Source organism: Microcoleus sp. N9_A2, assembly GCF_036701775.1.
GTDB lineage: Bacteria > Cyanobacteriota > Cyanobacteriia > Cyanobacteriales > Microcoleaceae > Microcoleus.
Map to the genome: position 1 here is coordinate 132603 of NZ_JAUBRH010000002.1, position 10267 is coordinate 142869.

At 45.4% G+C, this 10267-nt stretch carries 11 protein-coding genes and 1 pseudogene; 7 read left to right on the forward strand and 5 right to left on the reverse strand.

Annotated features, from left to right (window positions below; genetic code table 11):
• Positions 1-74: 74 nt before the first annotated feature.
• Complete coding sequence (locus tag QUA44_RS01845) at positions 75-1109, forward strand: low specificity L-threonine aldolase (RefSeq protein WP_333247727.1); 1035 nt, start codon at positions 75-77, stop codon at positions 1107-1109.
• A 64-nt stretch (positions 1110-1173) separates the two neighbouring features.
• Here QUA44_RS01845 and QUA44_RS01850 read toward each other — a convergent pair whose 3' ends face one another.
• Together QUA44_RS01850 and QUA44_RS01855 are read right to left on the reverse strand one after the other, a co-directional pair.
• Positions 1174-1572, reverse strand: a complete 399-nt coding sequence (locus QUA44_RS01850) for a DUF4112 domain-containing protein (protein ID WP_333247725.1) — start codon at positions 1570-1572, stop codon at positions 1174-1176.
• 70 nt (positions 1573-1642) lie between these two features.
• Positions 1643-1981 carry a winged helix-turn-helix transcriptional regulator gene (locus tag QUA44_RS01855; protein WP_006633569.1) on the reverse strand — a complete coding sequence of 113 codons (339 nt, stop codon included), beginning with the start codon at positions 1979-1981 and terminating at the stop codon, positions 1643-1645.
• Between the two features lie 116 nt (positions 1982-2097).
• On the opposite strand from QUA44_RS01855, the gene QUA44_RS01860 reads away from it, so the two are divergent.
• The gene (locus QUA44_RS01860; protein ID WP_333247723.1) at positions 2098-2796 is read left to right on the forward strand and encodes a pirin family protein; all 699 of its coding nucleotides are present in this window, start codon (positions 2098-2100) and stop codon (positions 2794-2796) included.
• Positions 2797-2875: 79 nt separating this feature from the next.
• Here the strand turns inward: QUA44_RS01860 and QUA44_RS01865 are convergent, their stop codons facing one another.
• Both QUA44_RS01865 and QUA44_RS01870 read right to left on the reverse strand, forming a co-directional pair.
• On the reverse strand, positions 2876-3328 hold the full coding sequence (locus QUA44_RS01865; RefSeq protein WP_333247722.1) for a DUF2442 domain-containing protein: 453 nt from the start codon (positions 3326-3328) through the stop codon (positions 2876-2878).
• Between the two features lie 164 nt (positions 3329-3492).
• The gene (locus QUA44_RS01870) at positions 3493-3762 is read right to left on the reverse strand and encodes a DUF4160 domain-containing protein (protein ID WP_333247721.1); all 270 of its coding nucleotides are present in this window, start codon (positions 3760-3762) and stop codon (positions 3493-3495) included.
• Positions 3763-4144: 382 nt separating this feature from the next.
• Between QUA44_RS01870 and QUA44_RS01875 the strand changes: the two genes are divergently transcribed.
• The 3 genes from QUA44_RS01875 (at position 4145) to QUA44_RS01885 (ending at position 6917) form a co-directional block, all read left to right on the forward strand.
• Positions 4145-4351: a hypothetical protein gene (locus tag QUA44_RS01875; RefSeq protein ID WP_333247719.1), complete on the forward strand. Its 207-nt coding sequence runs from the start codon at positions 4145-4147 to the stop codon at positions 4349-4351.
• A gap of 161 nt (positions 4352-4512) precedes the next feature.
• Positions 4513-6156 (forward strand): WD40 domain-containing protein, encoded by a 1644-nt coding sequence (locus QUA44_RS01880; protein ID WP_333247717.1) that lies wholly within the window; start codon positions 4513-4515, stop codon positions 6154-6156.
• A gap of 113 nt (positions 6157-6269) precedes the next feature.
• A complete protein-coding gene (locus QUA44_RS01885; protein ID WP_333247715.1) occupies positions 6270-6917 on the forward strand; it encodes a Uma2 family endonuclease in 648 nt (215 codons plus the stop codon).
• A gap of 73 nt (positions 6918-6990) precedes the next feature.
• Here QUA44_RS01885 and QUA44_RS01890 read toward each other — a convergent pair whose 3' ends face one another.
• The gene (locus QUA44_RS01890; protein WP_333247713.1) at positions 6991-7188 is read right to left on the reverse strand and encodes a helix-turn-helix transcriptional regulator; all 198 of its coding nucleotides are present in this window, start codon (positions 7186-7188) and stop codon (positions 6991-6993) included.
• A 297-nt stretch (positions 7189-7485) separates the two neighbouring features.
• Here QUA44_RS01890 and QUA44_RS01895 point away from each other — a divergent pair, with 297 nt between their 5' ends.
• Positions 7486-7683 (forward strand): hypothetical protein, encoded by a 198-nt coding sequence (locus QUA44_RS01895; protein ID WP_333247711.1) that lies wholly within the window; start codon positions 7486-7488, stop codon positions 7681-7683.
• Between the two features lie 328 nt (positions 7684-8011).
• Positions 8012-9043: pseudogene (locus QUA44_RS01900) on the forward strand (ABC transporter ATP-binding protein); the annotation flags it as partial.
• Positions 9044-10267: the final 1224 nt, after the last annotated feature.

The window sequence follows — 10267 nt, forward strand, 5'->3', positions numbered from 1 at the left end:
CTCTTGGTTTAATGCTTGAGTGTTGACCGTTGAGTGTTGAGTTATATTATAGATTCTATTTACCAATTATTCTAATGAATTTTTGTAGCGACAATGCAACCGGGGTTTCGCCGGAGATTATGGCTGCGATTGCAGCGGCTAATTCCGGTGCTGTGAAGTCTTACGGAGATGATGAATATACACAGCGTTTGCAAGTTAAATTTTCGGACTTGTTTGAGACATCGGTGACAGTTTTTCCTGTAGCAACAGGTTCTGCTGCTAATTCTCTGGCCCTTGCGGTTGTGACTCCTCCTTACGGGGCTGTTTACTGTCACGCGGAATCTCATATTAATCTAGATGAATGCGGCGCGCCGGAGTTTTTTACAGGCGGTGCAAAGTTAGTAACAGTAACAGGAAATCATGGTAAAATAGAGGCAGAGACTTTAGGAAAAATGCTCGATCGCGCTGGTGCAGGTGTCGTCCACCACGTACAGCCCGCAGCCGTCAGCATCACTCAAGCAACGGAAGCCGGCACAGTCTACAATCCAGCGGAAATTTCCCACATTTCGGAAGTGGTTCGCGATCGCAATTTGCACCTGCACATGGATGGAGCTCGCTTTGCCAATGCTGTCGCCAGTCTTGGCTGTTCTCCGGCGGATGTAACTTGGCGCGCTGGTGTAGATATTCTATCGTTTGGAGCGACCAAAAACGGCGCGATGGCTGCAGAAGCTGTGGTGTTTTTTAATCAAGAATTAGCAAAGACTTTCCCTTTTTACCGCAAGCGCAGCGGGCATCTTTTATCGAAAATGCGGTTTTTGTCGGCGCAGTTGGAAGCGTATATAACGGATGATTTGTGGCTGAAGAATGCGGCTCATGCAAATAATATGGCAGCTAAGTTAGCGCAAGGTTTGGCAGGAGTTGACGGAGTTAAGTTTTGTCATCCAGTCGAAGCAAACGAAATTTTTATGCTGCTTCCAGAATCCCTGATTGCAGCAGCTTTGAATCACGGTTTTCAATTTTATCGATGGGATAAATCTACTGTCAGACTGGTAACAGCTTTTAATACTAAAGAAGAAGATGTTAATGCTTTCGTGGATTTTTGTAGGGGCGAGCTTTCCCATAATATTTAAAAGGATTTGTAGTGATGACTTTAGTCCTTCTGAAAATCTAAGGACTAAAGTCCTCACTACAAACCTACAGTTTAATAGGTTCAGGAATAGGTTCTGCAACTGCGGCTAGTTCCGGTTCAACTTCTTCGATGTGTGCTTCTAAAAGCGCCAGATTTCTCATGTTGGATTTATAAAAAGCATCGAAGATATCTCCTACTAAAGGTACTGAACCAACCACGGCTTCTAGACCGATATTGTAAATCATTTTCCCTAAAGTTTTTTGGGGGATGTTGAATTGAGTTGCTAAGTAAATTAAGTATGCGGAAAACGCGGTATCTACGATATCCCCAGCACCCGGAACTAAACCGATAATGGGGTCTAAACCAATGCGAAATTTAGTGCCGGGGATGCCAATGGCAGTATCCATCAGGCGGCTGAGTTTGCGGATGCGGTTGAGGGTGGCGAGACGCTCTATTTTGTTCATATTATTATTGTTGAACTAGGTTGAAAAATTGAAATCTGTCGGAAGACGGAAAAAACCATCTAGAAACCGCTCATTTTCCATCTTCGCTAATATGCTGAATTCCCCATTCGTGCATGGCATTAATAATCGGTTTGAGACTTTCGCCCAAAGGCGTTAGCGAATATTCAACTTTCGGCGGAACTTGCAGGTAAATTTCCCTGTGTACGATCGCGTCTGACTCCATTTCGCGCAGTTGCTGCGTCAGCATCTTCTGAGTAATGCCGTTGACAGCTCGTTGCAGCTCGTTAAAGCGCTTCACTCCTTGAAACAACTCCCGCAGAATCAAGACTTTCCAGCGCCCGCCAATCACCTCTAGAGTGCGTTCTACAGGGCAATTTGCTCGATCGACCTTTACTTCTTGGACTTGCATAGTATCTTTTTGGTAAGTACCGCACTGAAAAGTGCGTACTATCCATAATAGCTTGACTCGGTTTAAAATAAAAACATCAAAGAAATACCCGATAAATTTCACTGAGGATTGAGAAAATGATTACCGTCAGAAAAAGTGAAGCAAGAGGACACGCTAATCACGGTTGGCTGGACAGTTACCACACATTTTCTTTTGCTGGCTATTACGATCCAAATTATATGAATTTTCGCTCTTTGCGGGTAATTAATGAGGATGTTGTTAGCCCCGGCAGAGGTTTCGGCACTCACGGGCACAGCGACATGGAAATCATTACTTATGTATTAGAAGGAGCATTAGAACACAAAGATTCTTTGGGTACTGGTGCAACGATTAAACCCGGTGAAGTGCAGCGGATGAGTGCTGGTACGGGTATCCAGCACAGCGAGTTCAATCACTCGCAAACTGACCCGGTTCATTTGCTACAAATCTGGCTGTTACCGGATACAAATGGCTTGCAACCGAGTTACGAACAACGGGATTTTTCCGTAGCAGAAAGGCACGGAAAACTGCGCTTAGTGGCGGCGCGAGATGCGAGAGATGGTGCTGTGAAAGTGCATCAAGATGTTGATTTGTATGCGGCTGTTTTGGATAAAGACTCGCGGGTTTCTCATGCTTTGCAGCCGAATCGCCATGCTTGGGTGCAAGTGGCTCGCGGTTCAGTTGTACTCAACGGTTTGACTTTGAAAAATGGCGACGCTGCGGCGGTTAGCGATGAGTCTGAGTTGGTTGTTCAAGCTACGGCAGATGCTGAATTTTTGCTGTTTGATTTAGCATAAAATTGAATGCGAAATCCCCGAATTCTTGGAGAATTCGGGGATTTCATTAGGTGGCATCTGCTGATAGCTCAAAAGGATTTCAATAATTAACAGAAATATTCTTTTTAGGTCGTCCGCCTTTCTTGCCATTTTTCCGTGCTGCTGCGGATTTAGAGCTTGAAATTGCCTGTCCTCCCTTCCTACCTAATTCAGCCATCCAAGATTTTGTGCCAAAAATACCTGTTACAAGTTCGGGAATGCCAAAATCAACATCTAAGCTTTCCCAGTGTACGCTGCTGCCAGAAGGAGGCAGCCAAACATCAGCAAGCTGTTCTGGTGAAGCACCTTCTAAGCCTTGTGCCAGTTTTGGAGGAAAACAAAAAATAGCGCCGTTTTTCAGTTTGATCGTAATTAAATCTTCAGACTGATTGTAATACACGGATTCGGCGCGGGGTTCTGTAGCCTCGGCTTGTTTCCATGCTTCTTTGGCTTTGGTTATTTGCTCTCGGAGATTTTCCTCGGTTAACTCTTTGTCCCAGTTCTTAAATGCCATTTATTCCTCTTTTGTCACTTGCGACATTAAACATTTTCCAACTCTTCTCCCAGATGGATTCTGTCTTTCCGGTAACGAAAGACAGAATCTCTCATAAACTTAAGGCGGAACTACTGGTTTTACAGTAGCTTGAGATTGGTAAATAAATTTTATTTTTTCCATAGTCATTGATGTATTTCTTGCCATTTGGTTAACAACATTTCTTGATTATCGGCTACTAATCTAAGAGCGATCACTATATCTTTCTCCTTTATTCGATCGTGTGCGTAAACGAAGCTAGGAGCTTGTTTTTCAGTGCCAATATTAATTTTGATTTCCATCTGGTTCTTATCATTTTTTCTACCTTTGAAGATGTGGACGTGAGCTGGAATATGGTCGTTAGTATAAATATACACAAATAGATTGTTCTGGCGGTCTTCAAGAACTTTGGGCATCAGACGCTGTTCTCCAACGTGAGGGTTTGCAGGACTTATGCACAGCCTGCCTGTAGTAGGAGCAATCGCCCCCCTTGTTGCCCCTATTTTTTGGATTGTGGCATAAGCCCTAATTGCATAATAACCGAAGCGTTGGGTTTTGTCAAGTGACGCATTCTACTAATACTTGTGCGTAGGGTGCGTCAGCGCGAAGCTAACAATCTGGTAAAAAATCATCAATCCTGACGCACCTTTTGCTGTTGCCTGGGATTGTGTTAAGCGGACTGTGAAGAACATGATACTTAATCATGGGTTACTACTTAGGAAATAAGTAAATAGGAGGAAGAAAGTAAATTTTATTTGTGGTATTTTTTCTAAGGCTAAGTCTTTAGGATAAATTTTTATGCAACAAAACCCGATCGCCAGAAAGCATCTTGTTTGGAGCCTGATCACTGGTTTAGCAGTCGGCGCGATCGCAGGCGCACCCATCGGCTGGATGGCTAATGGGTATTTTTCCGAGCAGCGTTTGGCTCAAATTCTGATTTGCCGAGAAAAGAATAGAGATCAGCCAGTTGCTATTGTTGAGGCTAGGTGCGGTTCCCGATTCTAAATTTTTCTGCTAGCCAGAGGGCTGTGTCAAATATTTTTAGGCTTGTGCGAATGTCGAAAGTTCGATCGCGCAGGCGTTTTGGCGTTTTCAACCGTAAATATGCCACAAACCGGAAAAGTTATCCGTCGGTTGATATGTTGGTATGTTAAATTGACACAATAATGAATTACAGCAGAACAATTCCGGCTATTTTGAGTGCTACGATCGCCCTAAGTTCGATCGCCCTTATTCCACTCACATCACCTCAAATCGCCCTAGCCTTAACCGCCGACGCAGTAAAAACCGTCGCCAAACAAATTACCGTTCGCATCCAAGGGCCAAAAGGCGGTTCAGGAGTAATTTTAGAGAAACAAGGTAGCACATACTATATTCTTACCAACTGGCACGTAGTCGATAAAGCAGGCGATTACGAAGTTGTAACTCCCGACGGCAAAGCTCACTCTGTATCATACAATCTCATCCGGCGAATGCCCGGTGCTGATTTAGCGATCGTCCCTTTCAGCAGCGCTCAAAGCTACCCCCTGGCTCAATTAGCCAATTCCGCAGCAACTCCCGGAAAAAATGCCTATGTAGCCGGCTGGCCGACATCCGGCGGTTCCCTGAGACAGCCGATTTTCATCGCCACCGAAGGTCAGCTTACCGGCCGTCAGACTCCCTGGAACGGTTATACTTTGGTATACAACAACTTAGTGAGAGCGGGCATGAGCGGCGGGCCAGTGCTCGACGACGCGGGGCGAGTTGTGGCAATTAACGGCATTGTTAGGTTAGAGGAAAATTCCGATAAAATCGTGGCGGCGGGGATAGAAATCAATACTTTCATGAAATGGCGATCGACTGTTTCGCTGCCTGCACTTCCCCAATCGCCAACAGCCACAAACCCGAAAACTCCTGTGAATAATGCGCCTCGGAAGTCTGGAAGCGCGATCGCCTTTGTCGCCACAAATAGCCTCAAAGGATCTTCGGAAGTTGTGAGTTCCCTTACTCTTGCTTCCGCTTATTTTACCACAGGAAATAGCAACGGTACAATCTCAGTTTGGAATTTTCCCAGCGGGCAATTAAAAACTACGCTACAAGGACACACGGAATCGGTAAATGCACTGGCTGCGAGTGCGGACGGAAAAGTGTTAGCTAGCGGCAGCGACGACAAAACTGTAAAAATTTGGAATTTAGAAACAGGCGCGGTTATACGCACTTTGAGCGGGCATTCTGGGGCTGTTTCGAGTGTTGCCGTTAGTCCTGATGGTCAATTTGTAGCGAGTGGCAGTTGGGACAAAACGATTAAGATTTGGAACGCTAAAACGGGGGAGTTGCTGCGGACTTTGACCGGGCATTCTGGGTTGGTGAATGCTGTTGCAATCAGTCCCGATAGCAAAACTTTAGCTAGCGGCAGCAAAGACGGTTCAATTAGGTTGTGGAATTTAGCTAGCAGTCAAGCAATTCGCACGATTAGCGGCAAAAACTTGGCTGTTTTGTCCCTAGCTTTTACTCCCGACGGCAAGAGTTTAGCGGCGGGAAACAGCAATGGTACAATCGGTTTGTGGAATGTCGGAAACGGGCAGTTAATTCGACGTTTGAGCGGGCATACCGATGGAGTTTGGTCGGTGGCATTCAGTCGGGATGGCACTACGCTGGTTACTGGAAGTTGGGATAAGAGTGTGAAACTTTGGGATGTGCGATCGGGCGATTTGAGAGGTAATTTGAGCGGTCATGCTGGCTATGTTAGCGCTGTGGCGATTAGCGCAGATGGTAAGACTATTGTTAGTGCGGGTTGGTTGGGGGAAATTAAGATTTGGAAAAGGAGTTGAGATTTTTTTGATTTAACCGCAGAGGGCGCAGAGGGCGCAGAGGAAGAGTAGAGAGAACAGGGTTTGCATTTGATTGAGTGGTGTTATACGATCGAGATATTTTGGATAAAAAAATGAGTGGACTAAAGACTAAATTGCCAACTGATATCTGGGTAGCAGCAACTTGGGAAGAGTTCATCGCAATGGCAGATGACCCAGCTTACAGTAAAGCCAAATGCTATTACCGCAACGGACAAATGAGGATTGAAACTATGTCAGTAGGGCCAGATCATTCACGAGATAATGCGATCGCACTTTTGGCAATTAACCTATTTTGCACTATCAAGGGTATTGCTGTTAACGGATTCAATAAATGTAGCTACCGGAAAACAGGAGTACGAGAGTGTCAGCCAGACCTATCTTACTACATTGGAGAAAGAGCGCAATTAGCACCTAAAGGAACTTCGATCGCAAGTCTTGACGTTACCCCACCGCCAGATTTGGTCATAGAAGTTGCTGACTCAACTTTGGCTGATGATATCGGTGAAAAACGGTTGCTTTACGAAGAACTAAAAGTCGCTGAATATTGGGTAGTAGACGTACAGAAATCCGAAATTCTTGCCTTTGCTATTATTGCTGATAATGGCAGTCGGCGGATTGTTAAATCTGAAGTTTTGCCGGGATTAACTATTGATGTCTTGGAAGAGGCTTTGCGGCGGAGTCGCACTGAAGATCAAGCACAGGTAGGGGCTTGGTTGTTGGCTCAATTTCAGCAGCAGTAATCCAAATAGAAAGCGATCGCCCTCTCTGCAAAAAAGCGCGATTGTCCAACCTACTTTATCTTAATTCCCGAAGCTAAACTACTAAATCTTCGATCGAGAATTTCAATAAGTCGCACAGGGCTTTCATCTGTGCTGGGTATAGCTTGGGGACGTGTCTCTCAGTTTCCCAGTTGATGACCGTTGACTGCACAACTTTACACGCTCTTGCCACTTGTATGCGAGTTAAATTTAAACTTTCGCGTCGTATTCTTAGCTTTTGCCCCAGCGTCATTATCTATCCCTCATTCAGTTGACTATATGTATTCAGTTGACTGTATATAGTCAACTGAATATCTACAGTCAATTGACTATATTTAGTTAATTTTTTTAAACAATTTTTGTAAATAACTATTGACTCGATATAAAAAAGTTGGTAGAAATAATGCTTATAAATAACCTAATTTCTCTAGCCTTATATAGAATTAGGAAATTTGTGTGCAAAGCCTGAAACAAGTCAAAAGCCAGTCCGCGCCCTCGACAAGCATTGAACTGGCTTTGGCTCCAATACTAAATGGAGACAAGCTTAATTATGCCTTATAAAGACCGCCTCAACAAGTGGTTGGTTGTTCGCCTGCTTCCCAATATGCAGCGAATCACTGTAGCCCATTTCTTCAGGCATTCCGATGCTGACGGCTATCTGCGGATTATCCGGCAGTTAATCCCCAATGCTCAATTTGTGATTGTTTTTAATGCCGATATCAACCTAGAAACAGCCCCGCGTCTGTAGCGAAGGCAGCTAGTTGAGGGTTCGGTTAGGCACGGACTCTACTGGTAGGGTGCGTCAGGTGGTAGCGATTCGATGCACATCGGCTAATCATTTCCGCGCGCCGCACCCTACTAGCTAGCATTTTGCTTCAAAGTCCGATCGACACTTATGATAGATTTAGTTCTTGCCAGACTACACTGGAAGACAAAATCAAATTAAAAATTTCGCCATAAATTTCGATCGACCCGCCGATCGGGCGGGACTCTCCACTTCGTGGAACAGGCGTCCTGCCTGTGGTTGGCAAAGTAAATCTAAAATCTAAAACCTAAAATCGCGTGACTTCTGACAAATGATTGAAGTAGAACACTTAAGCAAAACTTACGGTTCGACCGCAGCGATCGCGGACGTGTCTTTTTCGGTCGAATCAGGAGAAATTCTGGGTTTTTTGGGGCCAAACGGCGCGGGGAAAACCACAACCATGCGGATTTTGGCGGGATATTTGCCCGCATCCAGCGGTACTGCCCGCATCGCCGGCCTCGATGTTCACGAAAACTCGATGGCCGTCAGACAGCGCATCGGCTATCTGCCGGAAAACCCGCCGCTTTATCCAGAAATGACTGTGGAAGGGTTTCTGTTTTTTGTGGCGCGGATTAAGCAAGTACCTGCAGGCGATCGCGCGCAACGAATCACATCCGCGATCGAACGCTGCGGCCTGGTTGATAAACGCAAAGTTTTAATCCGCAAACTTTCTAAAGGATTTCGTCAGCGCGTCGGTATCGCGCAGGCGATCGTCCACGATCCACCAGTTATTATCTTAGATGAACCAACCGTCGGCCTCGACCCGCGACAAATTATCGAAGTCCGCAATTTAATCAAAAGCCTTGGCGGCCAGCACACAATCATCCTTTCCACGCACATTCTGCCGGAAGTCAGCATGACTTGTAACCGCGTTACCATCATCAATCGCGGTAAAATCGTCGCAGCAGGTAGTCCCGAAAATTTGATGGGAGAGTTGGCAGTGGGAGAGGGTTACGAACTCGAAGTTGAAGGCGAGGCGGAATTGGTAAACAGTCTGCTGTTGCCTTCTTTGGAAAATTTGCCGGGAGTTCGATCGATCGAATTGATTCCAAGCCAGCAATTTTTAGTTAATCGCTACCGCCTGCGGGCCTTGTGCGAACAGGAAAGAGAACCCGGACGACAAATTGCCACAGCTATCATCGACTCTGGATTTGGGCTCTGCGAAATGCGCCGCTCTCGCGCTACTTTGGAAGATGTGTTTTTAAGGCTGACAGCGGCTGAAAAGAAACCGGAAGAAAATCTGGTTCACAGCGAACCGGAGGTCGATCGAAATCTGCAAGAAGCCACAGAAATTCAAGATTCGATCGCGGATTCTCATCAATTGCAATCACAATCGATCGCGGATTCTCATCAATTGCAATCACAATCGATCGCGGATTCTCATCAATTGGAATCGCAACCGATTGCGGATTCTCATCAATCGGAATTACAACCGATTGCGGATTCTCATCAATCGGAATTACAACCGATCGCGGATTCTCATCAATCGGAATTACAACCGATTGCGGATTCTCATCAATCGGAATTACAACCGATTGCAGACAATCTGCCAGTTTCAGATAAACCAGAATCTCTCTATGATTCTCATTCAGCATCGGAACCAGTTGCAGAAACTGAAGAGTTGCTTTATGATTCTCATTCAGCATCGGAACCAGTTGCAGAAACCGTACAGCCGATAGAACTTTCTCCACCCGAATTAGAACCAGTTGCAGAAACCGTAGAGTTGAGAGAAGATCCTCAACCAGAATCAGAACCAGTTGCAGAAACCGTAGAGTTGAGAGAAGGGAAGCATCTCAGTTTGGGTGTCACAGGAACCCGAGCATCTTACTCGCTACAGATATCTAAACAAGCAAGCAGAATGCTCACTTTTGTAAAAAACATTTTTTACAAAAGTGAGATACTCCCTATAGAACCTTCTCCACCAGCACCCGTTGCCGAAAATATAGAAGTTGTAGAAACAGAAGAGTCGATCGCACTTTCTCAACCAGAATCCGAACCAGTTGTAGAAACCGTAGAGTCGATCGACTATTCTCAACCAGAATCCGAACCAGTTGTCGAAAATCGGCAAGTTTCAGAAACCGTAGAGTCGATCGACTATTCTCAACCAGAATCCGAACCAGTTGTCGAAAATCGGCAAGTTTCAGAAACCGTAGAGTCGATCGACTATTCTCAACCAGAATCCGAACCAGTTGTCGCAATACAAGAGTCGATCGACTATTCTCAACCAGAATCCGAACCAATTACAGAAACACCAGAGGAAATAAGCGATTTAGAACCAGAAATGCAGCCAGTGGCAGATTTTCTGGAAAATGTAGAAAGACAAGAATCTATCGAACATCCTCAACCAGAACCGGTTGTCGAAAATTTGCTCATTGTCGAAACGGTAGAGTCGCTAGAGCCTTCTCAACCAGAACCGGTTGTCGAAAATCTGCTCATTGTCGAAACGGTAGAGTCGCTAGAGCCTTCTCAACCAGAACCGGTTGTCGAAAATCTGCTCATTGTCGAAACGGTAGAGTCGCTAGAGCCT

What these genes read in the sequence shown, in the direction of transcription:
- QUA44_RS01880 (WP_333247717.1), top strand. Translation starts at nt 4,513, where the DNA reads ATGAATTACAGCAGAACAATTCCGGCTATTTTGAGTGCTACGATCGCC.
- QUA44_RS01870 (WP_333247721.1), bottom strand. Translation starts at nt 3,762, where the DNA reads ATGCCCAAAGTTCTTGAAGACCGCCAGAACAATCTATTTGTGTATATT.
- QUA44_RS01885 (WP_333247715.1), top strand. Translation starts at nt 6,270, where the DNA reads ATGAGTGGACTAAAGACTAAATTGCCAACTGATATCTGGGTAGCAGCA.
- QUA44_RS01895 (WP_333247711.1), top strand. Translation starts at nt 7,486, where the DNA reads ATGCCTTATAAAGACCGCCTCAACAAGTGGTTGGTTGTTCGCCTGCTT.
- QUA44_RS01860 (WP_333247723.1), top strand. Translation starts at nt 2,098, where the DNA reads ATGATTACCGTCAGAAAAAGTGAAGCAAGAGGACACGCTAATCACGGT.
- QUA44_RS01865 (WP_333247722.1), bottom strand. Translation starts at nt 3,328, where the DNA reads ATGGCATTTAAGAACTGGGACAAAGAGTTAACCGAGGAAAATCTCCGA.
- QUA44_RS01845 (WP_333247727.1), top strand. Translation starts at nt 75, where the DNA reads ATGAATTTTTGTAGCGACAATGCAACCGGGGTTTCGCCGGAGATTATG.
- QUA44_RS01855 (WP_006633569.1), bottom strand. Translation starts at nt 1,981, where the DNA reads ATGCAAGTCCAAGAAGTAAAGGTCGATCGAGCAAATTGCCCTGTAGAA.
- QUA44_RS01890 (WP_333247713.1), bottom strand. Translation starts at nt 7,188, where the DNA reads ATGACGCTGGGGCAAAAGCTAAGAATACGACGCGAAAGTTTAAATTTA.
- QUA44_RS01875 (WP_333247719.1), top strand. Translation starts at nt 4,145, where the DNA reads ATGCAACAAAACCCGATCGCCAGAAAGCATCTTGTTTGGAGCCTGATC.
- QUA44_RS01850 (WP_333247725.1), bottom strand. Translation starts at nt 1,572, where the DNA reads ATGAACAAAATAGAGCGTCTCGCCACCCTCAACCGCATCCGCAAACTC.